The organism is Flavobacterium cupriresistens, from assembly GCF_020911925.1.
GTDB lineage: Bacteria > Bacteroidota > Bacteroidia > Flavobacteriales > Flavobacteriaceae > Flavobacterium > Flavobacterium cupriresistens.
In genome coordinates this window covers 2998167-3020718 of the sequence record NZ_CP087134.1, presented here as the reverse complement: position 1 = coordinate 3020718, position 22552 = coordinate 2998167, and the positions used below count along the sequence as shown (strand labels likewise).

24 protein-coding genes are annotated in these 22552 nt (G+C 33.8%); 14 read left to right on the top strand and 10 right to left on the bottom strand.

Going from position 1 to position 22552, the window contains the following annotated elements:
• The first annotated feature begins 124 nt into the window (after window positions 1–124).
• The 4 genes from LNP23_RS12890 to LNP23_RS12875 all read left to right on the top strand — a co-directional run bounded on the left by LNP23_RS12890 (window position 125) and on the right by LNP23_RS12875 (window position 2713).
• Entirely contained in the window at window positions 125–1075 is a 951-nt protein-coding gene (locus LNP23_RS12890) for a D-2-hydroxyacid dehydrogenase (RefSeq protein WP_047776271.1), read from the top strand.
• Window positions 1076–1179: 104 nt separating this feature from the next.
• Window positions 1180–1740, top strand: a complete 561-nt coding sequence (locus LNP23_RS12885) for a hypothetical protein (protein WP_047776273.1) — start codon at window positions 1180–1182, stop codon at window positions 1738–1740.
• Between the two features lie 205 nt (window positions 1741–1945).
• A complete protein-coding gene (locus LNP23_RS12880) occupies window positions 1946–2377 on the top strand; it encodes a DUF6146 family protein (protein WP_047776275.1) in 432 nt (143 codons plus the stop codon).
• Between the two features lie 33 nt (window positions 2378–2410).
• Entirely contained in the window at window positions 2411–2713 is a 303-nt protein-coding gene (locus LNP23_RS12875; protein WP_047776276.1) for a DUF6787 family protein, read from the top strand.
• A 197-nt stretch (window positions 2714–2910) separates the two neighbouring features.
• Here LNP23_RS12875 and LNP23_RS12870 read toward each other — a convergent pair whose 3' ends face one another.
• Window positions 2911–3198, bottom strand: a complete 288-nt coding sequence (locus LNP23_RS12870; protein WP_047776279.1) for a hypothetical protein — start codon at window positions 3196–3198, stop codon at window positions 2911–2913.
• Between the two features lie 213 nt (window positions 3199–3411).
• On the opposite strand from LNP23_RS12870, the gene LNP23_RS12865 reads away from it, so the two are divergent.
• The 3 genes from LNP23_RS12865 (at window position 3412) to LNP23_RS12855 (ending at window position 5847) form a co-directional block, all read left to right on the top strand.
• Window positions 3412–4077, top strand: a complete 666-nt coding sequence (locus LNP23_RS12865) for an ABC transporter ATP-binding protein (RefSeq protein WP_047776281.1) — start codon at window positions 3412–3414, stop codon at window positions 4075–4077.
• 219 nt (window positions 4078–4296) lie between these two features.
• Window positions 4297–5061, top strand: coding sequence for a TIGR02757 family protein (locus tag LNP23_RS12860; protein ID WP_230001461.1), 765 nt, complete (start codon window positions 4297–4299; stop codon window positions 5059–5061).
• Between the two features lie 237 nt (window positions 5062–5298).
• Entirely contained in the window at window positions 5299–5847 is a 549-nt protein-coding gene (locus tag LNP23_RS12855; RefSeq protein ID WP_230001459.1) for a hypothetical protein, read from the top strand.
• A gap of 524 nt (window positions 5848–6371) precedes the next feature.
• On the opposite strand, the gene LNP23_RS12850 is transcribed toward LNP23_RS12855, so the two are convergent.
• From LNP23_RS12850 to LNP23_RS12830, 5 genes are all read right to left on the bottom strand, one after another.
• Window positions 6372–7841, bottom strand: coding sequence for a serine hydrolase domain-containing protein (locus LNP23_RS12850; protein WP_230001457.1), 1470 nt, complete (start codon window positions 7839–7841; stop codon window positions 6372–6374).
• Between the two features lie 153 nt (window positions 7842–7994).
• Window positions 7995–9134, bottom strand: a complete 1140-nt coding sequence (locus LNP23_RS12845) for a helix-turn-helix domain-containing protein (protein WP_230001455.1) — start codon at window positions 9132–9134, stop codon at window positions 7995–7997.
• Window positions 9135–10386: 1252 nt separating this feature from the next.
• Window positions 10387–10788 (bottom strand): DUF5958 family protein, encoded by a 402-nt coding sequence (locus LNP23_RS12840; protein WP_230001453.1) that lies wholly within the window; start codon window positions 10786–10788, stop codon window positions 10387–10389.
• 13 nt (window positions 10789–10801) lie between these two features.
• The gene (locus LNP23_RS12835) at window positions 10802–11071 is read right to left on the bottom strand and encodes a hypothetical protein (RefSeq protein ID WP_230001452.1); all 270 of its coding nucleotides are present in this window, start codon (window positions 11069–11071) and stop codon (window positions 10802–10804) included.
• A 6-nt stretch (window positions 11072–11077) separates the two neighbouring features.
• On the bottom strand, window positions 11078–11266 hold the full coding sequence (locus LNP23_RS12830; protein WP_230001450.1) for a hypothetical protein: 189 nt from the start codon (window positions 11264–11266) through the stop codon (window positions 11078–11080).
• Window positions 11267–11612: 346 nt separating this feature from the next.
• On the opposite strand from LNP23_RS12830, the gene LNP23_RS12825 reads away from it, so the two are divergent.
• On the top strand, window positions 11613–12965 hold the full coding sequence (locus LNP23_RS12825; protein WP_047778752.1) for a DEAD/DEAH box helicase: 1353 nt from the start codon (window positions 11613–11615) through the stop codon (window positions 12963–12965).
• Between the two features lie 215 nt (window positions 12966–13180).
• Here the strand turns inward: LNP23_RS12825 and LNP23_RS12820 are convergent, their stop codons facing one another.
• The gene (locus LNP23_RS12820) at window positions 13181–14293 is read right to left on the bottom strand and encodes a lactonase family protein (RefSeq protein WP_230001448.1); all 1113 of its coding nucleotides are present in this window, start codon (window positions 14291–14293) and stop codon (window positions 13181–13183) included.
• A gap of 850 nt (window positions 14294–15143) precedes the next feature.
• On the opposite strand from LNP23_RS12820, the gene LNP23_RS12815 reads away from it, so the two are divergent.
• The 6 genes from LNP23_RS12815 to LNP23_RS12790 all read left to right on the top strand — a co-directional run bounded on the left by LNP23_RS12815 (window position 15144) and on the right by LNP23_RS12790 (window position 20614).
• Window positions 15144–17072 carry a vWA domain-containing protein gene (locus LNP23_RS12815; RefSeq protein WP_230001446.1) on the top strand — a complete coding sequence of 643 codons (1929 nt, stop codon included), beginning with the start codon at window positions 15144–15146 and terminating at the stop codon, window positions 17070–17072.
• 141 nt (window positions 17073–17213) lie between these two features.
• Entirely contained in the window at window positions 17214–18470 is a 1257-nt protein-coding gene (locus LNP23_RS12810) for a dihydroorotase (RefSeq protein WP_230001444.1), read from the top strand.
• A 5-nt stretch (window positions 18471–18475) separates the two neighbouring features.
• Window positions 18476–18802: a hypothetical protein gene (locus tag LNP23_RS12805; RefSeq protein ID WP_047778756.1), complete on the top strand. Its 327-nt coding sequence runs from the start codon at window positions 18476–18478 to the stop codon at window positions 18800–18802.
• A 150-nt stretch (window positions 18803–18952) separates the two neighbouring features.
• Complete coding sequence (locus LNP23_RS12800) at window positions 18953–19597, top strand: alpha/beta hydrolase (RefSeq protein ID WP_230001442.1); 645 nt, start codon at window positions 18953–18955, stop codon at window positions 19595–19597.
• 46 nt (window positions 19598–19643) lie between these two features.
• On the top strand, window positions 19644–20033 hold the full coding sequence (locus tag LNP23_RS12795; protein WP_230001440.1) for a DUF5071 domain-containing protein: 390 nt from the start codon (window positions 19644–19646) through the stop codon (window positions 20031–20033).
• Window positions 20034–20044: 11 nt separating this feature from the next.
• Window positions 20045–20614 carry a cysteine hydrolase family protein gene (locus LNP23_RS12790; RefSeq protein WP_230001438.1) on the top strand — a complete coding sequence of 190 codons (570 nt, stop codon included), beginning with the start codon at window positions 20045–20047 and terminating at the stop codon, window positions 20612–20614.
• Between the two features lie 142 nt (window positions 20615–20756).
• Here LNP23_RS12790 and LNP23_RS12785 read toward each other — a convergent pair whose 3' ends face one another.
• From LNP23_RS12785 to LNP23_RS12775, 3 genes are read right to left on the bottom strand one after another with little or no spacing between them, the layout of a single operon-like run.
• On the bottom strand, window positions 20757–21185 hold the full coding sequence (locus LNP23_RS12785) for a hypothetical protein (RefSeq protein ID WP_230001436.1): 429 nt from the start codon (window positions 21183–21185) through the stop codon (window positions 20757–20759).
• Between the two features lie 45 nt (window positions 21186–21230).
• Window positions 21231–21734, bottom strand: coding sequence for a hypothetical protein (locus LNP23_RS12780; protein WP_047778761.1), 504 nt, complete (start codon window positions 21732–21734; stop codon window positions 21231–21233).
• A gap of 12 nt (window positions 21735–21746) precedes the next feature.
• A complete protein-coding gene (locus LNP23_RS12775) occupies window positions 21747–22511 on the bottom strand; it encodes an MBL fold metallo-hydrolase (RefSeq protein WP_047778762.1) in 765 nt (254 codons plus the stop codon).
• Between the last annotated feature and the right edge of the window lie 41 nt (window positions 22512–22552).

Here is a 22552-nt window from a genome sequence, read left to right as displayed (position 1 = left end):
TTTTTTCTTTAAAAAGCAAAAGATTGGAAGGAACAGCGGGAAATAGCTACTGAACAAAAAAGAAAAAATCGTAATACTTGGTTGATCAGTTAAACGATTAGCCATATAAACAAAATAGATACAAATGAAAGTATTAGCCAATGATGGAATTTCTAAAAGTGGAATTCTAGCTTTAGAGAAAGGTGGATTTGAAGTTATAACTACAAAAGTTGCACAAGAACAAGTTGCTAATTTTGTAAACGAAAACAATGTAAGCGTAGTTTTAGTGCGTAGTGCGACTAAAGTTCGTAAAGATATTATTGATGCTTGTCCGGGTCTTAAAATCATTGGACGTGGTGGTGTTGGTATGGACAATATTGATGTTGATTATGCTAAAAGTAAAGGGATTCATGTAATCAATACTCCGGCTTCCTCATCAGAATCTGTTGCGGAATTGGTGTTTGGTCACTTGTTTAGTGGTGTTCGTTTTTTACACGATTCTAACAGAAATATGCCACTTGAAGGAGATACTAATTTTGACGGTTTGAAAAAAGCCTACGCAAATGGTATTGAATTAAGAGGGAAAACTTTGGGAATTGTTGGTATTGGCCGTATTGGTCAGGCTACTGCAAAAATGGCGCTTGGTTTAGGTATGAAAGTTATCGCTGCCGATAGTTTCATACCGACAGTAGATATTAAAGTGGAGTTTTTTGACGGTCAGTCGATCACTACAACAATTGTTTCTCAATCTTTAGAGTCTTTATTTAAAGAAGCTGATTTTATTACTTTACACGTTCCGGCTCAGGATGGTTACATCATTGGAGAAAAAGAACTTGCGATCATGAAAGATGGTGTTGGAATCGTAAACTGTGCCCGTGGCGGTGTTATTGACGAAGTAGCATTAGTAAAAGCGCTGGATTCAGGAAAAGTTGCTTTTGCCGGATTAGACGTTTTTGAAAGCGAACCAAAACCGGAAATGACTATTTTAATGCATACTAAAATCTCGTTGACGCCTCATATCGGAGCGGCAACCGGAGAAGCACAAGACAGAATTGGAACAGAATTGGCTTCACAAATTATTACTTTATTAAGCTAATTAACTATAATTAAATATCTTAAAAGGGATTTATTAACATCGTTTAATAAATCCCTTTCTTTTTTTCATTAAATTTGAGGATACCAATCCAAAAAAATTTAATCATGTTTGAACAATTAACACAATTAGTGCAGCAATATGGAGGAGATGCTGTTGTAAATAACAGTGCTGTCCCAAATGAGCATAATGAAGCAGTAGTAAAAGAAGCTGGTAATTCGATATTTGAAGGACTGCAAAAAATTGCTTCAGAAGGTGGTGCAGAGCAATTGGCGGGTTTATTTAACGGAAGCACTCCAATAGACAGTTCAAATCCTGTTGTACAGCAAATAACACAACAACTAACTGGAAGTCTTGGTGAAAAATTCGGACTTAGTAGCGCTGACTCTTCAGGTGTGGCTTCTAATATGATTCCGCAAGTATTGAATTCTTTAGTTAATAAAGCAAAAGATCCTAACGATAGTAGTTTCCAGATTTCAGATATCATCAATTCAATTTCAGGAAACAGCGGACAAGCGTCAGGCATCATGGACACCATTTCTAAATACGGAATGCAATTTGGACTGGATCAAAATGCCGACGGAAAAGTCGACATCGCAGATGCCGTTGCCATTACTCAAAGCAAAGGTGGTATTTCTGGTCTGCTTGGTAAATTATTTGGAAAATAGGTTCTTCTTATAAGTTGCAAAGTTTCAAAGGCACAGAGGAACAAAGTTTTTCTCTTTGTGAACTTCCTTAATACAAAAAGCTGTTTATTTTTTGAATAAACAGCTTTTTGTATTTTATTAAAACCTTTGAACCTTTGCCACTTTGTACCTTCCTTCAAACCAACCTTCACTTTTTTTTCGTAAATTTAAGATCAAATAAAAAGTCATGAAAAATGCTGTTTACATCCTGATCATTTTAGGTACTATTATTGCGTGCTCTACTGCTAAAACCAATGTAGAGCAACCTGTAACTAAAAATGTAGCCTTAAGCGATACGGTCAGAATTGCGAATGATTCTTTAGAATATGAAGTTATTATTATTGATAACGGCTTTAGTACGTGGTTAGCTTCCAGAGCTTTTCCAAGACAGTATTACTCACAAAGCTACCTTGAAACAAAAAACAGACTTTACATAACCGAATGGAACAATCGTGTTTTACAACCACAACGTTACAGTCCGAATTTGTACGAAATGAATATTAATTACAATCCAACAATCGATTATGGATATGAAGTAAATTACCTCATTTACAATTACATGATTTATTTTCAAAATACTTACAAACAAAAGCTTTGGGGATATGTTCCGTCCAGATAATGTTGTTATATTTGTAATTGTTATAAATAAAGAATGAAGAGATTAAAAGAACGTTGGGGTATTACCTCAAACCTACAAGCCATAATCATACTTACCGTTTTTGCTATCACAGGATCATCTTCTGCATGGCTTTCTAAACCCTTTTGTGTTTTATTGGGAATTACGAAAGAAGATTTTGGAGGTTGGTTTACTCTAATTCGTCTGTTGGTTATTTTTCCTATTTATCAGGTTCTATTGGTTGCAATAGGAGCTCTTTTCGGTCAATTCCGTTTCTTTTGGAATTTTGAAAAGAAAATGCTTAAAAATATGGGACTTGGATTTTTATTCAAAGACTAATTTAAACTCGTCTTGTATAATCCAGCTAAAGACTATTTAACACATAGAAACATAGACTTAGAATTGTCAATTTAAAGCGCTCAAGAAGTCATAATTTTTTCACATAGTCTTATTAGTCATATGTGATTTATTTCAACAAAACATCCTCTTTAGCTATCCTCGATGTAATAAAACTAATTGAAGTCAATAGCTTAATTCTACTCTTTCTTCTGAATATAATAGGTATAAATCCATGTAAGAGTAAAGGACGGAATTATATCTGTAAAGGGTAAAATCTCTTCTACAAAAGTCAAAATACCGGCTACTTTCCCAACCCTGCCTTTATACATATAAGTCATTAAGAAACCGGCAAGCGGTGCCCAAATCACATCGGCAAAATCGCCAACTAAAGGAATCGTAAAGGAAAGCATTCCTATACCATCAAAAAGTAAACCCATCAAAAGTTTCTTGTTTTTTTCGTCCTTCACGATTATTTCTTCTTTCATGTTCATAAATTTAGTTCTATTTTCTTAAAAAAACAACTTCCCTAAAATTCCAAATCTTAAATCTTAAATTCCAAATTCCAAAATCTACATTTCTCATTTTCTCATTTTCACAAACCACCAGAAACCCATTAATCAAATATTGTTCCCAAAATTCTGTTACAACCCATTTTAATATCGACAGAATCTTTGTTTCTTTGTAAAAACAGTTTCATCATGATACACGCAAAAAATATACATAAGTTCTACGATCAGCTTGAGGTTTTAAAAGGAGTAGATCTGCATATTAAAAAAGGTGAAATTGTTTCTATCGTTGGAGCTTCAGGAGCCGGAAAAACAACGCTTTTGCAAATTTTAGGGACTCTTGATAAACCTTCAAAGTCAGCGGATGAAACTTCATTAATCATAAATGGAGAGAATATTTTAGGACTTAACGATAAAACATTATCCAAATTCAGAAATCTGAATTTTGGTTTTATTTTTCAATTTCATCAACTTTTACCTGAATTTACAGCCTTAGAAAACGTGTGTATTCCCGCTTACATTGCAGGTAAAAAACCCGCGGAAACAGAAGCAGCAGCAAAGAAACTTTTAGACTACTTAGGATTATCTCACCGAATTAATCATAAACCAGGCGAACTTTCGGGCGGTGAACAACAACGCGTCGCCGTTGCAAGAGCTTTAATCAACAAACCCGATGTGATTTTTGCCGACGAGCCTTCAGGAAATCTGGATACTCATTCTGCCGAAAACTTACACCAATTGTTTTTTCAGCTTCGTGATGAATTTGGTCAAACATTCGTAATCGTCACTCATAACGAAGAATTAGCCAATATGGCCGACAGGAAACTAATAATGGTTGATGGTTTAATTAGTAATTAGTCACTTTAAGCTATAAGCTCAATGTTACTAAATTAAGCTGTCTTCTCACGCAGATTCTGCGGATTTTGCAGATTCTACGGATTTTTTATTTCAATGCTAAAATCTACGTGAGACTTTTTTTGATAATCTTTAACTTAATGATATTGGGTTATAAATTGTAGGCACAAGCTAAAAACTAAGAACAAAAAAACACAAACCTCCAAGAACTTTCATTTTATCATGACCCAAAAAGAACTCAAAGAATTTCTCGACGAAAAAGTCATTCAATACAACAATCTCGATTTTATTGAAAGCGATCCGGTGCAGATTCCGCATTTGTTTACGCAGAAAGAAGACATCGAAATAGCCGGTTTTCTGAGTGCTACTATTGCTTGGGGAAATCGCAAAATGATTATCAAGAATTCACATACCATGATGGAATTAATGGGGAACACTCCTTACGATTTTATCATGTCCCATTCGGATGAAGATTTAGAAAGATTAGAAAATTTTGTACATCGAACGTTCAACGGGAAAGATTTTACCGCTTTCGTAAAAGGATTGCAAAACATTTACAAAAACCACAACGGCTTAGAAGCTGTTTTTGCCAAAAATCAGGAAAAAGACAGTTTACAGAAAAGTATCCATGAGTTTAAAAAAGTCTTTTTTGAAATTGACCATTTACCGCGAACGCAAAAACACATTTCAGACCCTTTAAACAATTCGGCAGCCAAAAGAATCAATATGTATTTGCGATGGATGGTGCGTCAGGACTCAAAAGGTGTCGATTTAGGCATCTGGAAAAGCATTTCGCCAGCCGCTTTATCTTGTCCACTAGATGTGCATTCCGGTAATGTTGCCCGTAAACTGGGCATTTTAACCCGAAAACAAAACGACGGAAAGGCTTTGACTGAATTAGACCTTAAACTCCGAAAAATGGATCCCAAAGACCCTGTAAAATATGATTTTGCTCTTTTTGGATTAGGCGTTTTTGAAGGGTTTTAAAAGATTCTAATCCTCATCAACACCTGTATACAAACACTGATTTCACAATTATTTTAGTTCAAATAGATTTTAATGTTTTTTGCTTGACTACAAGTATTTTTTTGCCAAATAAAACATGTCGAGACTATATTTCTGCTATCCCTATCTTGTTAAATAAATATAAGCTTTAATTAATTTACGTATTTTCTTACAATTAATCAAATTAATTGCTAATATTGCAGCTTAGAAAAATAACAGATGGCTGGAGAAAGACCGAGAATAAAATCTATTATCACCGACTCAATTGTTAACCTTGAAGCATATTCTGAAAATTGCTGTTCAAAAAATGCACGACAAGTACTATCAAGTCCCCATAAATTCAACTCAGATGTATGGGCAGATAAACACTATACTATTAGAGTACAACAAGGTGATGATAATGGAGTTCGAGAAGGAATTGAGCTTGAAGCAATTTTAGAGCTTATAAGAGACACTTTTAATCACGTCATTAATTATTCACTTAAATATGGCAAAATTGTTAATTTTCCACCATTTGCGCCGCCACAAAGCACAAGAATAGTTATTCAAAATCATGTTGATAATCAAGAACATTTTTTAAATGTTGCTCTCGAATATCATTTTCTCGATGTTGATACTTATGAAGTAACGGTCTGGACTGCCATGAAACATAAAGGCTTCCATATTAGAGAAGGGCAATATATTATCCAGTTACATCATGACAAAACTATTCTTTTACAATTTGTAAAAAGAGCTCTTAAAAAACTACATACTTTTGACAGAAAATAACTATAAACTATAAAATAGAATATCCTAATAGATTAATACAATTGATTTTATTTACACAAATGAAAAAAATACTTACCTTTGCTTAAACAAAGACAGGATAAAGAATTTGACAGGTCGAAAGACAGAATTCTTAATCTGAAAGGTCTTTAAAAAAACCAAAGCTCCATTAGTGGAGCTTTTTTTATATGAAATTCTTACCCATCTTGCGAACAAATTAGGGATCAAGACATATTGTTGTGGAGGAACAAATATCTTATAGTTCTGTAATTTCGAATCAAGTTAAAAAGTTGTGGAATAATTTTTAGAAATTTCTTTTGTTAGAAGTAACAGATCTTATACTTTTTCGCCACAGCTTTTTAAGTACCTAATTTTCCAACTTCTCGCTTTGACGATCTCGCAAAGACGCCAAGTCGCAAAGTTTTTTTTCTGTTTTTTCATTAAAACTTTGCGATTTTGCGTCTTTGCGAGATTTTTACTTCCCCACAACTTTGGGACTTGATCCCAAATTGGCATCAAACCACTAGCTATTTTCCTTTTGCAACTATTTGAACTTTAGCATTCAAATTACCTCTTGTTAAGATTACAGAACTTAGTTTTCCATCACTGTAATCAAATTTTAACAAGTTCGGGTAATCTGCAATTTTAAACAATCCGTTTTTAAGATAGATTAATTCAATATCATTTCTCTCCATGAAATGGCCCAACATTACAGATTCTATATAAAGACGATTATTCTTTTCTGTTATTTTTGTTTCTCCTCCCATTCCGTAAAGGAAATCGTCGTAAGTTCCGATTAGTTTCTCTCTTAGAGCTAAGGGGATATCCTGAACCTCGTCAATCGCTACTTTTTTATTCCAGTTCATCAATTTCAGAATTTTCATTTGCGTATGTTTTATCACAGGAATTCGGTTCTGTTTTTCGCCGTTAGCAAGAAAAGCAAAGCCATTTCCATCGGTCATTGTAGCAAAAACACTGCCACCCACTCCGGTATTAGAACCATTACACGACAACCAATCATAGTTATTATAACTAAAAGATCTTTGCCATCCACTACTCCAGCCCCCTACAGCATTTTTTAAAGCAGCTACTTCTGCTATTTTTTCAGCCACGCTATGAGAAATCACTTTGTTGTTTTTATTACGTAAGGCATTTTGCATTTCAAACGAAAGTTTAGCTAAATCAGTCGGTGTAGACCACATTCCTGATGCTCCTACTTGCGGCGTGATTGGCAAACCTGTTCTGATCACTTTCTCCTCTTTATCGTGTGCAAGAGCTACATTGGTTAGAAATCCTTTTTCATTGGGCTGAATCATGGTTGTGTTTTTCATCCCCAGAGGCGAAAAGATATATTCTTGAGCAAGTGTTGTAATAGATTTGTTTAAAGTGTCTTCCAGCGCCATTTGTACAATTACATAACCTCCACCGCTGTACGACCAACCTGTTCCCGGAGTAAACAAAAATTCAATTTCTTTATCATATCTTGGTATCTGTCCTAAAAGACTTTGTTTTATTGTTGGAATCGTATCGCCTTGATAATGGTCTGCAAATCCACCTTGACTGGTACCGGCGGTGTGATTCAAAAACTGTTTCCAGGTTGGACTGTTGTTTTCCGTAAACTTACTTTTTGGCAAATGCCAACGTTTTAAATACTTGTCGATTGGATCATTGAGGTTAATTAATCCTTTTTCGGCAAGGATATGACAAAGAAGCGCTGTTACTGATTTAGAAATTGATCCCGTAGAAAAAGCTGTATTTTCATTGATCTTCTCTTTAGAATCTACCGATTTCACACCAAATTGATTGGAGTATACAATTTGATAATTTTCAAAAACAACCAGACTAAATCCGGCCAATTTGTATTTTCCTAACTGTTGGTCCATTTTCAAACTGTCCGTAAGAAAACTATAGTCTCTTTTTTGAGACAATGTTTTATTGTTTGTTTGAGCGTTCGAGATTATAATTGCAAAAAATAGTAAAAAAATAGTACTTTTCATTGTATCGTGTTTTGGGTTAAAAATTTATTTCGATACAAAGATGTGGATGTAAGTATTCTTATGCGACCGAATAAAAACAGTCGGACGCATTTGTTTCAAAAAATAAGTACGAGTAGATAAAAACACAAGTACGAATCATTACAAAATACTATTTTACAGACTTTTACGGTAATCAGTAGGTGTGCTTCCCGTGTGTTTTTTGAAAGCGGTATTAAAAGAAGATTTTGAATTAAACCCTACATCGTACAGAATTTCTAAAACAGTTACCTTACTTTTTGTAACATCTTTTAAAATTTCCATAGCATTTTCTATACGATAGGTATTGACAAAATCATAAAAATGTTGCTCTAGTTTATGATTAATCAGAAGAGACAAATCGCGAACAGGAATTTCAATCCCCTTAGAGACATCTTGAATAGTCAGCGAAGGATTAAGAAATGGCTTTTCTTCGATCATATACTTTCTCAATTTTACTAACTCTTCATTTGATTCGTTTTCCTTTAAAGCCGGCTGCTCCTTCTTTTTTTCTTCTAAAACAATATCCGAAACCAGTTTTAATTTCGAGTCAATATTTCTAAATAAACCGGGATTGTTTAATGCTTTAAACAAATACCAACAGGTAATAACCAACTGAAATGCCAGTAGTCCTACTTTTATCCCTGCTGAAATATAGGGGTAATCCGAAAATTTAAAAATGTTTTTTACAATGGTAGCCGCATATAAAACAGTCAGTACAATCGTAAACTGAAACAACCAATTATAGGACTTAATATTTGTACCAGCGTAATTTTCAAGATATAGTTTTTTAGCTTTTCTCAATATCATAAAAACAAGAACAAGGTAGGTCACCATTTGAACATGTATCAGAGCATGATTAAACTTTAGCTCTATTTCATTTTGATAATTTTGAAGAAAACTGATCTTAGAAGCGAGATCAACACTATAAAAACGAGGTATCAAAATGGCATTCGCAATAAAAAAAGGAAGCAAATGCAGTATAAATTTAGGTTTGAACTTAAAATCCGAATAACAAGCAGATACTACATAAAGATAAAAAACAGGGAGCTGTAAGAAGCATAATAAATTTCTTAACATTCCTAAATTTGAAGGTCCGTCACTCACTAAATCAAATAAAGGATAACTAAAATCAATCGCGCTTATTATTAAAAAAAAAGCAAAAAGAGAATTACTAATCTTATGTTTTGTTTTAACCGTAAGCAGAAAAAAGGCAAGAAATAATGAAATAAACAAGGAGATAACAGTCACAATAATTAGTAAATTAATCTTATCCATTTATTAGTTTCTATTGGTTTTTTGGGTTTATAATTTTGGTAACGTTTTACGATTTGGTGAAGGTAGGATTTTGCCATAAACCTTCATTTGAAACCTTAATGTTCAAACTTACAAAAAACTTTTATACGAAGTCTATCCTTCTTGCTTTTGCCTAACCAAAATCTAACACAGGCATTTCTATCCTTTGTCTATAGTGATAGTCAGTTTGTTTTCTTCCTGTTTTATAAATACATCTCGATTGTCATTTCGAGCGAAGTCGAGAAATCACACAAGGTACTCCGTTTCTATTTTCTCCAATTTTGTCATAATGAGGAACGAAGTATCTTCACAAGTAATTCCGTAAAGTGAAGCTCAGCGCTATCGATTCAGCAAACGTAGATCCTTCGTTCCTCAGGATGACAAACTGGACGGAGTTTCTTGTGTGATTTCTTGTATCTCGTAATTGACAAGCTACACAATACATTTTACAGATTTCAGTATACTGCTTACTGGTATCGAGATTGTCACAATTCTGTCATTTCGAAGTATGAGAAATCACATCCAATATTCCGTACAGTGCGTGCTCTGCTTGTGTGATTTCTCGACTTCGCTCGAAATGACAATATTGAGGAACATGGGGATAAAAGTGAATGTAATATATTTCACTAACAATCAAATAACAAAATCCCTAATCTAGTTGATTTTTTTCTTAAACTGTAACAATAATACGTTTCGATTGTCAATTTCGACGCAAGGAGAAATCACACAAGCTGCTCCGTTTCTATTTTCCCTAATTTTGTCATACTGAGGAACGAAGTATCTTCACAAGTAATTCCGTAAAGTGAAGCTCAGCGCTATCGATTCAGCAAACGGAGATCCTTCGTTCCTCAGGATGACAAACTGTACGGAGTTACTTTTGCGATTTCTCGCATCTCGTAATTGACAAACTACACAATACATTTTACAGATTTCAGTATACTGCTTACCGGTATCGAGGTTGTCACAATTCTGTCATTTCGAAGTATGAGAAATCACATCCAATATTCCGTACAGTGCGTGCTCTGCTTGTGTGATTTCTCGACTTCGCTCGAAATGACAATATTGAGGAACATGGGGATAATAAAGAGCTGATCAAACAACTCCCCCTATCTAGTTGATTTTTCTCTTAAACAATTAAAGTAATGCTCTATTTAAACTAAACACAAACGTTTATTAGAAACGTTAATTTTTCTAAAGTTCAACTTCGTCGAGCAGATACAGATGACAGTGTTTTTTATTCAATATTATGCCATTCATGTCCGCAATCATTTTGACACACTGAATTTCTTCTTTCTGTATCTGTTTGCTTAAATATCCATAACAAAGCAATTATAGTCTTACTTCTTTCGGCTTCTGTAATTTTCTCCAGTTTATTAAATGCAATTTTTGTCGAAAATGAGTTTAAAATAACGACCGGTGTAAATGTTGCTCGCAAAGGAATTGTTTGAATTGCATTTTGATAAGCTTGACTATTATAATTTGTTTTCTCCGGAATAGAGTTAAAAATATAATTTCGTAAACAGTTAAAAACGATTTCGAAGTTAAAATCTAAATCACTCAGTACCTTTTTACAGCCTTCATTAAATTCAATTTTATCTTGCGCTATTTCATTAATAGTACGTTCTATCTTATTCATTCGTTTTTTGATTTCAATCTTTTGGAAAGTATTCAATTTCACCTTTCACTACCTTTATCAATACTACTTTATTTTCGTTCTCGGGTGTTAAAATAACCGGTTTGTTTAAGAGGACAGACATTTGACTCATATATTCTATAATTTTTTCATGGTCTTCAATAGTAACGATTTCTCTTGGTGAAATATCATTTTCAATTTCATCTTTCACGAAGAAATGGTTATTGATTTGTATCTTTCCTATATAAATACTAGCCATAGAAATGAACTCGTGTTCCGCATTCAAATACCCTTAAACAGTTTCAAACTCAATTTTATCTTCATTAATTTGTTTTAAACCATTAAACCAATTAACCTCGTAGTTATTATTCGCAAATTCACACCATTTCTCATTATCCTCTATGTCTGTATTTTGAATATAAATATCTTTCAAAGAGCCGTCTGTATAGTAAATTTCACTTTTTAATTCAGTCCAATCCATCGTTTAGTCAAAAGTTGCACTTGCAATAAATCTTGTAATTGTATATTTATTTTCAATATATAATCCATAAAATATAGCAAATTGATAAAGCCTGTTTTTAGTATCCCAAAAATATTCAAAAAAAAATGCAAATCGTTGCAAAGCTTTTTTGTTCTTGAATACTTTTCATGTATGAAACAATACAAATGACACCAATAATTAAGACTTACCACTTTTTGAATTGGTCGTTTTTAAAGCATACAATCATTGATAATCAACCAATTAAATACCTAAATTTCTCGAATCAACTAATAATCTAACAATCAAACCGTTATTTTAACGTACCTTTGCACAAAATTTAATGTAAATGAGCACTTTCGAACAATTCAATCTTCCAAAATCACTTCAAAAAGCAATAGACGAATTAGGTTTTGTTAAACCTACTCCTATTCAGGAAAAAACTTTTTCTGTGATTATGTCAGGTCGTGATATGATGGGAATTGCCCAAACCGGTACGGGTAAAACATTTGCCTATTTGTTGCCACTTTTAAAATTATACAAATTTACACCAACCAATACACCTAAAATTGTAGTGCTGGTTCCAACACGTGAATTAGTTGTTCAGGTGGTAGAAGAAATCGAGAAATTAACCAAATACATGTCGGTTAAAACACTTGGAATCTTTGGTGGTGTAAACATCAATACACAGAAAAAAGCTGTTTACGAAGGAATCGACATTTTAGTCGGAACTCCGGGAAGAACAATGGATTTGGCTTTGGACGCGGTAGTTCGTTTTGATGAAACTCAGAAATTAGTTATCGATGAGTTTGATGAAATGCTGAACTTAGGGTTCCGTACTCAATTGACGGCTCTTTTGGCAATGATGAAAACCAAACGTCAAAACATTTTATTCTCTGCAACAATGACTGATGAAGTTGATGCTGTTTTGAATGACTTTTTTGATTTTCCGGAAGAGGTTACACTTGCCGCTTCAGGAACTCCACTTGAAAAAATCACACAGATTACCTATAATGTTCCGAACTTTAATACCAAAGTTAACTTACTGAAACATTTATTAGAAACAAACGAAAGCATGGAACGTGTTTTGGTTTTTGTGAATAATAAAAAGATTTCGGATATGCTTCATACCCGAATCGAAGAGGATTTTGAAGGTCAGTTTGGGGTAATTCACTCGAACAAGTCTCAAAATTACCGTTTGAGCACGATGGCAGAATTTCAAGAAGGAAATCTACGCGGATTGATCACAACCGATATTATGGCCAGAGGTTTGGATATTTCGAACATCTCGCACGTTATCAACTTTGAACTTCCGGAATTCCCTGAATTGTACATGCACAGAATTGGTCGTACTGGTCGTGCTGATGCAACGGGAACTGCAATTAGTTTCATCACTCCTCGTGAAGAAGAATTTAAAGTTGAAGTTGAAGTTTTGATGAATCAGGAACTTGAAATCGCTGATTTCCCTGAAGAAGTTGAAATTTCTTTGAAATTAATCGAGCCGGAAAAAGACCGTCAACCAATTAAATTCTTAACGAAAAAACCAAAACTTACCGGAGATGGTGCTTTTCACGAAAAAGATAAAAAGAATAAAAAAGTCAATCTTGGTGGTCCTTCAAAAACCAAAAAGAAAACGCATGGTTCTGTTAATAGAAATATGTTGAAGACTAGGGATAAGAAGAGGAAAGATAAGAATAAATAGTTTTCTTGAAGGTTCTGAGGTACTGAGTTGCTGAGGTTCTGAGTTTTAAAATATTCAATTTGAGATTCTGAGACACTTAAGATACTGAGATTCTAAGTTTTAAGATATTAAAAAAGCTTCAAATACAAGTTTAATCATTTAAACCTGTATTTGAAGCTTTTTAAGTTCCGATTCTTAGCCACTTAGAAACTCAGTACCTCAGTACCTTCAGAAAACTAAATCTTCGTAAAAACCAACCCAACCGGCGAGCACAATTCGATTTTTTTGCCTGTATCGGTCAATTTTCCTGTTGTTTTATCTCTTTTAAAAATAACGATAGTGTTTGTGTATTGATGCCCTACTAAAAGGTAATTTCCAGTTGGATCGATAGCAAAATCTCTTGGGCCTTTTCCTAAGGTACTTACTTGTTCTACTTTTTCAAGACCTCCGTTTTTAAGGATTTTATATACGGAAATAGCGTTAACATCTACACGATCGGACACGTATAAAAACTTTCCGTCAGGCGAAATTTTTATGGCTGCTGCTCCCGTTCCTCCTTTAAAATCTTTTTCAAGAATGCTTGTTTCTGCGATAACTTTCAGGCTTCCGTTTTTATCAAAAGAAAAAGTAGTTAGTGTTCCGTCTAATTCCTGAACCAAGTACACAAATTTGCCATCTTTGCTAAAAGTCAAATGTCTTGGGCCACTTCCCGCTTTCACAGCAACACTTTCTTTTAATGTCAATATTTCGTTTTTAGAATCGGGATTGTATTTATAAACAAAAACTTTATCTAAGCCTAAATCATTAGACAAAACATATTTTTTATCGGGAGAAAAACAAACCATATGTACGTGTGCCTTTTCCTGGCGTGCAGGATTAACTCCTTTTCCTTCATGTTGAATTAATTGCTGTCCTGTTGTAATACTTCCGTCAGGATTCTTTTTGAATACAGCGATGTTTCCACCGGAGTAATTGGCGATAATTACATTTTTATCGTCATTAATCAGATGACAAGGATCAGCTCCCAAAGCATCATTTTTATTCAGGAAATTAAGTTTCCCGCTTGCTGAATCATAACCAAAAGCGCTTACTGTACTTTGAGTTCCATTTTCGTTTACTGCATAAACAAATTTGTTATCCGCCGAAACCGACAAATAACTTGGGCTCAAAACATTTTCTGAAGAACTCTTTAACTTAAAATCTCCGGAATTTGAATCAAATTCGTAAACGTAAATTCCGTCACTTTGACAAGTATTGGTATAAGTCCCAACCAACAAATTAAATTTGCTTTGAGCCTGTGAAGCCGAAAAAGCCAACACAGAAAAAAGCAACATATAGACTCTTTTCATATTTTTTATTTTTTGAATCTGGCTAAAATACTTAATATTCTAATTAGGGCATCTAATTTTTATTACAAATGAATTCACAAAAGTTATATTTCTTTTTAAACCATATAAGTTATGTAAGTTCATTTTACTTTTGCGTATAGTCCCCATTTTGTCTTAATGCTTTGGAATAAACTCGCACAAGTTGTATTTCTTTTTAAACCATATAAGTAATATAAGTTCATTTTACTTTTGCGTATAGTCCCTAAAGTCGCCTTTTTCATTAAACTACGTTAGCGCTAAAAATTAACTTTACTTTTGCGCACAGCTTTGATGAACTTACATAACTTATATGGTTAAAATTACATTGAAAAATAAATTAAATCCGTTCTGATCCGTGTCTTCGTGTTAACGAATCTATTCAATCCGCTTGTGAAATTAAGTTACAACATCAGTATGTGAAGATTGTGATGAATTTAGACGCAGATTATACCGATTTGCAATAGCAAAAACGCGGACAAAAACGGATTTTTTTATTAGAATGCAATTTTTAACACATAGAAACATCGTTTTAAAATGGATTGTTTTAAGTGGTTTTAAGAAAATCGTGATTTATTCGCACAGGTATCTGTGATTTATTTTAAATGAAATGCCTTATTATGATTTCTACAAGCTATGTTTCTATGTGTTAAAGAACTTTTACAGCATTACAGCCGCCACCTTAGATTAATTTAAGTTTAGCCCGCTTGATTTTCAAAGCACTGTATTTACATGAACTTATATAACTTATATGGTTAAAATAAAAAAACAAATTTGTATTTTTGACCAGCATCTTCATGAAAAATCAAACGTAGTGAAGTAAATCGAAGCCAGAATGCATTTTAAACACCCTGAAATTCTATACTTTCTGTTTCTGTTGATTGTTCCAATTTTGGTGCATTTATTTCAATTACGCCGCTTTAAAATCTCTTATTTTACTAATGTCCGTTTCCTGAAAGAACTTTCGATACAAACCCGAAAAAGTTCGAAAATTAAAAAACGATTGCTACTGGCAACCCGTTTATTACTGTTGGCATTTGCTATTATTGCCTTTGCCCAGCCTTTCTTTGAAGCAAAAGACAGTAAAAATGCCTCAAACGAAATGTATATCGTTTTGGACAATTCGTTTAGCATGCAGGCCAAAGGAAAAAAAGGCGAATTACTAAAACGTGCCGTTCAGGAATTGCTTGAAAACACACCCGAAACAGCGCAATTCTCCCTACTTACCAATACCGAAAACTTTTGGAACACGGATATCAAATCATCCAAAGGTGCTTTGCAAAATCTAAATTACAGCGCCACTCCGTTTGAACTTTCGGCTATACTGGCGAAAATAAAAGCGCATAAATCGGCTCATAAAAAAGACATCGTCATTATTACAGATGCCGTAGGTCTGGCCGAAAAAGAGTTAAAAAACATTGATTTTGAAGAAAAACCGTATTTCATAATTCCCGAGGCCGAACAAAAAAACAATGTGGCCATTGATAGCGTTTTTATCAATCAGACTTTAGAGAATTTTTACGAAATCACTGTCAATTTAGCTGCTTACGGTGAAGATTTCAAACCTGTATCGATGGCCTTGTACAATCAGGAGAAATTAATTGCCAAAACCATTATCAATTTTGACAGTAAGGAAAAGAAAATCAATTTTACAATTCCAAAAGAAGCTTTTCATGGTTACGTAACGATCGAAGATCATGGTTTGACTTACGATAACAAACTTTATTTTAGCATTTCTAAAACTAAAAAAACGAATATAATTAGTATCGGAGAACCGGAAAAAAGCAACTTTTTATCGCGAATCTATACCCCAACCGAGTTCAATTACAACAATTATTCGATCAGTAGTTTGGACTATAATAGTTTAGACAAACAAAACACTATTATTCTAAACGAATTAGAAGAAGTGCCACAAGCTTTGCAAACGACCTTAAAAGCATTTGTAGCCAAAGGTGGTAATCTGGTAATCATTCCATCTGAAAAAACTTCGGTTGCGAATCTAAATTCTTTTTTAGGCAATTTTGGAAAAATTCAATTCAAAAACCTTCAAAATACCAGTAAACTAATTACCAAAATCAACTTTGATCATCCTTTGTTTTCGGGTGTTTTTGAAAATAAAATCACCAATTTTCAATATCCGAAAACGTCCAAATCATTTGATATTTCGAGCCCTTATCCGGCCGTTTTATCTTATGAAGACCAAAGTGTATTTTTGACCATGGTTCAAAATCCGGTTTCGGGAGTCTCTGTTTTTTCGGCACCGATTAATGCTGTGAATTCAAATTTTCAGCAGTCTCCGTTAATTGTTCCTCTATTTTACAAAATGGGACAGAACAATCAAAAAACTGGAGTTAATGCTTTGACCATTGGCAATAATCAGCCTTATTTTGTTGATGTTCTTTTGACGAAAGATGCGATTTTGGAAGTAAAAGGAAATGATGATTCTTTTATTCCGATTCAGCAAATATTGAACAATAAAGTAAAATTAGTTTTCAATGATTTCCCTGAAACAGCCGGAAATTATAGTGTATTTGACAAAAAAAATTGGGTAGAAAATCTGAGTTTCAACTACAAACGAAGCGAAAGCGATTTAAGCCAGGTCAATACAAATGTGGTTTCAGATTTCAAAACTGCCGATACCGTTTCTACTATTTTTAACACCCTACAAACTGAGCGAACTGACAGCCAACTTTGGAAATGGTTTATTATCTTTGCACTGTTATTTTTAGCATTAGAAATGGCAATCATCAAATTTGTAAAGTAATTCAGTCCTCATTTCATCGAAAGAAAAAGTACAAGCACTGAGAATACACTACATGGAATATTGAATGCGATTTCTCCTTCGTCGAAATGACAAATAGAATGGTTAAAAAACGATTTCAGTACAAAATAAATTTATCTACATATGAAAATAATCATCAGAAGCGCCAAAATTATCGACTCCAAAAGTCCGTTTCACAACCAGACCGTTGATCTTTTAATTGCAGATGGTATTATAGAAAAAATAGGAGCTTCACTTCCTGAATCTACAGAGGCTAAAGAAGTAAAATTTGATAACCTGCATCTTTCACAAGGCTGGTTCGACAGCAGTGTTTCTTTTGGAGAACCTGGTTACGAAGACAGAGAAACCATTGCAAACGGGTTAACTGTTGCTGCCAAAAGTGGTTTTACGGGTGTAGCCTTACAACCGAACTCCTTTCCAATTATTGACAATCAATCGCAAATTAATTTTGTAAAAAGTAAAGCCCATGGTTTTGCTACAGAACTTTTCCCTATTGGTGCTTTAACCAAAGCCAGTGAAGGAAAAGATATGGCAGAATTGTTTGATATGAAAAAATCGGGTGCCGTGGCTTTTGGAGATTACAACAAAAGTTTAGACAATGCCAATTTGCTTAAAATCGCTTTACAATATGTACAGGATTTTGATGGTTTGGTAGTAGCGTATTCGCAAGATGTTAACTTAAAAGGGACTGGTGTTGTAAATGAAGGAATCATTTCTACCAAATTAGGATTGAAAGGAATCCCGAATTTAGCCGAAGAATTACAAATTTCAAGAAATCTGTTTTTACTGGAATATACCGGTGGAAAATTACATATTCCAACTGTTTCTACAGCAAAATCGGCTGCCCTGATTAAAGAAGCCAAAGCTAAAGGTCTTAACGTGACTTGCAGCGCTTCTGTTCATCATTTGGTTTTAAACGATGAAAAACTGGAAGGTTTTGACACCCGTTATAAAGTTACGCCACCCTTGAGAACTGAAAGCGACAGAGTTGCTCTTGTAAATGCTGTTCTTGACGGAACTATTGACATGATTACTTCTGACCATAATCCGATTGATATTGAATTTAAAAAAATGGAATTTGATACGGCTAAAAATGGTACTATTGGACTTGAAAGTGCTTTCGGAGCTTTACTTACTGTTCTACCTTTGGAAACTGTTATCGAGAAACTAACTCTTGGAAAAGCTGTTTTTGGAATCGAAAATAATTCGATTGCGGAAGGTTCTAAAGCCAATTTCACCTTCTTTTCTCCTGAAGGCAACTCAACTTTCACAAAAGAAAACATCCTTTCAAAATCAAAAAATTCTGCCTTCTTAGGAACTGAAACAAAAGGTACTGTTTATGGCATTTTAAATCAAAATCAACTCGTTATCACAAAATAATTACAATGAATAATTCAATCGAAGAGGGAAAAACGGCCGCAATTACCAGCTATATTTTAATCGTTGGTGTACTAATTGCCATGTCTATGAACTCGGAAAATAAAAATAGTTTTGCTTCTTTTCATATTCGTCAGGCTTTGGGATTGTCTTTAGCTTTTATTTCGTTTGGAGCGATTATCAGCAACTTTGACAGCTTTTTTATCACTTTCCCAATGTGGATTTGTATTTCTGTTCTATGGTCTTATGGCATTTTCAGTGCTATTCAGGGACATACAAAACCAATTCCTTTGGTTGGTGAGCTTTTCCAGAAATGGTTTAAAAGTATCTCTTAAGTTTAAATCCCAAACTTTTTAAATTCCAAATTCCAATCTTTGTTAAAGTTTAAAACTTTGTCAAAGTTGAAGCCGAAAACCAAAAACTTACATTTCACAATTAAAAACTTAGAGCCTCAGAATCTTAGTCTCTTAGAACCTTAAAAAAAAATGAATCTATCTTTAGAATATAAAATACAAGAACCAAAAGTTATTTTAGATAAAAATCCTGTTTTACTTTTATTACATGGTTATGGCAGCAACGAAGCGGATTTGTTTTCGTTTGCAACCGAATTACCGGATCATTATTACATTATTTCGGCCAGAGCACCTTATGACATACAATATGGCGCTTATGCTTGGTACGCTATAAATTTTGATGCAGATCAGAACAAATTTTCAGATAACGAACAGGCGAAAACCTCTCGTGATTTAATCGCTACTTTTGTTGATGAATTGGTAGCTACATATCCTATTGACGCTAATAATGTTACTTTAATTGGTTTCAGTCAGGGGTCGATTTTAAGTTATGCAGTGGCACTTTCTTATCCGGAAAAGATTCAGAAAGTAGTTGCGATGAGCGGTTATTTTAATGACGAAATCATAAAAGAAGGTTACGAGCAAAACGACTTCAAAAACCTGAAAATATTTGCTTCTCACGGAACTGTAGATCAGGTTATCCCAATTGACTGGGCGAGAAAAACTCCGGCAATTTTAGAAAAATTACATATTCCTGCTGTTTATAAAGAATATCCTGTTGGTCACGGTGTGGCGCCTCAGAATTTCTTTGATTTTAAGAATTGGTTGGTGGAGTAGTTTACAGTCGCAGTTTTCAGTATTTAAAAATTAAATGGAAATAAAAATGGATAAGAACATTGAAAATTTAATTCCGAAAGATAAATTTGATATTGAAAGAGCTGAAAATTTAAAGAACTACTCCTACTTAGAAATAAAATCAATTGTTCCAGAATTATTGGAGTGGATTCAAGATTGTAATTGGTCCGTAGCAAAACCTATTTCAGAATATTTAGCTAGTATCCATGAAAATATCACTTTTGAAATTCTGCAAATTCTAAAAACAAATGACGAAGTTTGGAAATATTGGACTATTTTAATTTTTGGAGAAATCACGAATAATAAATCAATTCGTGATGAAATTATCAGAATTGCAATAAATCCTACTGAAAATGAAATCGCTGAAGAAGTTGATAAAGTAGCAAATGATATAATAAAAGTTCGAAATTGGAATTAAAACTTCAAAATATGAGTAGCACAAAACTTAATAACCTGGCATTAATTTTAATTGATATTCAGAAAGGATTCGATGATATTGCTTATTGGGGAGGAGACCGAAATAATGTAACTGCAGAACAAAAAGCCGGCGAACTTTTAGGAATCTGGAGAGCTAAAAACTTACCGATTTTTCACGTACAACATTGTTCCTCTAATCCAAATTCAATTTTGAATGAGACAAGTCCGGGAAATGAATTTCAGGATGTTGTAAAACCACTTGAAGGCGAAACCGTCATCAAAAAGAATGTAAACAGCGCTTTTATCGGAACTAACTTAAAAGAGTTACTCGATACTGCAAAAATAGAAAACCTTGTTATTGTTGGTCTAACAACCGATCATTGCGTTTCTACAACAACGAGAATGGCCGGAAACTTCGGTTATTCCGTTTATTTAGTTTCGGACGCAACAGCAACATTCAATAAAAAAGGTATTAACGGAGAAGATTTCTCAGCAGAAATAATTCATCAAACCGCATTAGCAAGTTTAAACGAAGAGTTTGCACAAGTGGTAACAAGTGCTTTTATCCAACAAATCGTTTAGATTTATGTGAAATGTGAAGTTTGATGCACCTAATAAAAAAGTGAGATATAATTTGGCATTCACCATCTTACATCTCACTTTTTCACATCCCACATTTTACAAATTTGGAATTTGGAATTTCAAAAATTTGGAATTTCCAAACCTATATCCCTGTATAAATAATTTTACCTGCTTTTTTAAGAACATATCCTTTCCATGGAATTAGCTCATAATCGCCTTTTGTCCAGGAATCACCTTCTGATTTTCTTTCTAAGATAATGGTTTCGTTTTCTGTATTGTCCAGAAAAAGCTCTGCTTTATCTCCTTCAAAAATTACGTAGGCAACTGTCGAATATGTTTTTCCGTCTTCGGCGTGAGCCAACTGTGTTCCGACTTCAAAAAGACGTACACATTCTTTCTTAACAATTGACCAGGTATAACCGGCAGAGCCTTTACATCCATGAGCATCACTATCGCCACCAACCACTCTTGGTTTTGGTTCTTCTTGCACTGGTTTAGCTTCCTGAGCAACTTTCTTATTGCAAGAAAAAGAAAGTGTGATAATAACTGCGAATAAAAATAGTTTTTTCATAATTTCATTGTTTTAAATTACTACATATCAAAGCATTATCATTCTTTATTTTTGATACAACAAAGATTGATTTACTTCAAATGTAATACTTTCGTCAGTATTAACAAAGTACTTTAATAAGACTTCTCCCCATAATTCACCATTACTATAATCAGCGATAATCCATCTGTGATTCAGGATTTTAATTTTATTGATGATAAACTTTTTACCTTCAATTTTATCCTGTCCTGTATAAGGATTCCCATTTGGATTCGAATTCAGGTCTAATAATTTTTCAGTTACAACCGGAATCAGTTTTTCGTATTGAATAATTTTTCCACCTGTAGCACTGTTATCAAAGTAGTTTTGGGCATTTTCGTTACGCTCTAAAGAAAAATAATCTGATTCAGATAGTTTTGTCGAAACCAAACTGATACTGTCTCTGAGCTTTTTAGTAGTCTTCTCGTATCTTTCCTGCTCAAATTTCACTTCGCGACTATAAAACATATAAGTAAAAACATTCATTAATATCGCCAGGATAAAAAGATAAAGCATTAAGGATTTTTTCATTTTGTAATATAATTAAATTGTAATTTCTAAATTATCGTAAGCCAGAAAAACGTTTTTAGGCAGTAGTTTTTGCACTTCTTCGTGAAAACCTAAAACATGACTGATATGCGTCAAATAAGCCACTTCAGGTTTTACTAAATCAATAAAATCTAAAGCTTCCTGTAAGTTAAAATGGGTGTCATGCGGTTCAACGCGCAAAGCATTCACCACCAAAACTTTCAGATTTTTAAGTTTCTGTATTTCAACATCTTCTATCGTCTTTACATCGGTCAGATAAGCAAAATCATCGATTCGATAGCCAAAAACCTGTAAATCACCGTGCATTACATTTACCGGAATTGCCATTTTATCTCCAATGGCAAAAGGTTCATTGTTTTTTACTTCAATAGTTCTGACACTTGGAGCGCCGGGATATTTGTTTACGGTTTCAAAAACGTACTCAAAACGACGTCTTAAATTGTCTATAACACGTTGATGCGCATAAACCGGAATTTCGCCTTGCCTAAAATTAAACGGACGAATGTCGTCCAATCCCGCAGTGTGATCCGCATGTTCGTGTGTAAATAGGATTGCATCCAGTTTTCTGCAGCCGCAAGTAAGCATTTGTTGCCTGAAATCAGGTCCGCAATCTACCACATACGAATGTTCACCCCAAGTGATCCAAATGGACACTCGAAGTCTTTTATCCTTAGCATCAGTGCTTTTACAAACAGGATGATCAACCCCAATAATTGGGATGCCTTGAGAAGTGCCGGTACCTAAAAAATTGATCTTCAATTGAACTTATTTTTTTTACAAAAATAGGATTATTTCTCTTT

Bases quoted from the DNA above. Each gene is read 5' to 3' on its own strand.
- LNP23_RS12890 (WP_047776271.1), top strand. From the start codon at position 125: ATGAAAGTATTAGCCAATGATGGAATTTCTAAAAGTGGAATTCTAGCT.
- LNP23_RS12885 (WP_047776273.1), top strand. From the start codon at position 1,180: ATGTTTGAACAATTAACACAATTAGTGCAGCAATATGGAGGAGATGCT.
- LNP23_RS12880 (WP_047776275.1), top strand. From the start codon at position 1,946: ATGAAAAATGCTGTTTACATCCTGATCATTTTAGGTACTATTATTGCG.
- LNP23_RS12875 (WP_047776276.1), top strand. From the start codon at position 2,411: ATGAAGAGATTAAAAGAACGTTGGGGTATTACCTCAAACCTACAAGCC.
- LNP23_RS12870 (WP_047776279.1), bottom strand. From the start codon at position 3,198: ATGAAAGAAGAAATAATCGTGAAGGACGAAAAAAACAAGAAACTTTTG.
- LNP23_RS12865 (WP_047776281.1), top strand. From the start codon at position 3,412: ATGATACACGCAAAAAATATACATAAGTTCTACGATCAGCTTGAGGTT.
- LNP23_RS12860 (WP_230001461.1), top strand. From the start codon at position 4,297: ATGACCCAAAAAGAACTCAAAGAATTTCTCGACGAAAAAGTCATTCAA.
- LNP23_RS12855 (WP_230001459.1), top strand. From the start codon at position 5,299: ATGGCTGGAGAAAGACCGAGAATAAAATCTATTATCACCGACTCAATT.
- LNP23_RS12850 (WP_230001457.1), bottom strand. From the start codon at position 7,841: ATGAAAAGTACTATTTTTTTACTATTTTTTGCAATTATAATCTCGAAC.
- LNP23_RS12845 (WP_230001455.1), bottom strand. From the start codon at position 9,134: ATGGATAAGATTAATTTACTAATTATTGTGACTGTTATCTCCTTGTTT.
- LNP23_RS12840 (WP_230001453.1), bottom strand. From the start codon at position 10,788: ATGAATAAGATAGAACGTACTATTAATGAAATAGCGCAAGATAAAATT.
- LNP23_RS12830 (WP_230001450.1), bottom strand. From the start codon at position 11,266: ATGGATTGGACTGAATTAAAAAGTGAAATTTACTATACAGACGGCTCT.
- LNP23_RS12825 (WP_047778752.1), top strand. From the start codon at position 11,613: ATGAGCACTTTCGAACAATTCAATCTTCCAAAATCACTTCAAAAAGCA.
- LNP23_RS12820 (WP_230001448.1), bottom strand. From the start codon at position 14,293: ATGAAAAGAGTCTATATGTTGCTTTTTTCTGTGTTGGCTTTTTCGGCT.
- LNP23_RS12815 (WP_230001446.1), top strand. From the start codon at position 15,144: ATGCATTTTAAACACCCTGAAATTCTATACTTTCTGTTTCTGTTGATT.
- LNP23_RS12810 (WP_230001444.1), top strand. From the start codon at position 17,214: ATGAAAATAATCATCAGAAGCGCCAAAATTATCGACTCCAAAAGTCCG.
- LNP23_RS12805 (WP_047778756.1), top strand. From the start codon at position 18,476: ATGAATAATTCAATCGAAGAGGGAAAAACGGCCGCAATTACCAGCTAT.
- LNP23_RS12800 (WP_230001442.1), top strand. From the start codon at position 18,953: ATGAATCTATCTTTAGAATATAAAATACAAGAACCAAAAGTTATTTTA.
- LNP23_RS12795 (WP_230001440.1), top strand. From the start codon at position 19,644: ATGGATAAGAACATTGAAAATTTAATTCCGAAAGATAAATTTGATATT.
- LNP23_RS12790 (WP_230001438.1), top strand. From the start codon at position 20,045: ATGAGTAGCACAAAACTTAATAACCTGGCATTAATTTTAATTGATATT.
- LNP23_RS12785 (WP_230001436.1), bottom strand. From the start codon at position 21,185: ATGAAAAAACTATTTTTATTCGCAGTTATTATCACACTTTCTTTTTCT.
- LNP23_RS12780 (WP_047778761.1), bottom strand. From the start codon at position 21,734: ATGAAAAAATCCTTAATGCTTTATCTTTTTATCCTGGCGATATTAATG.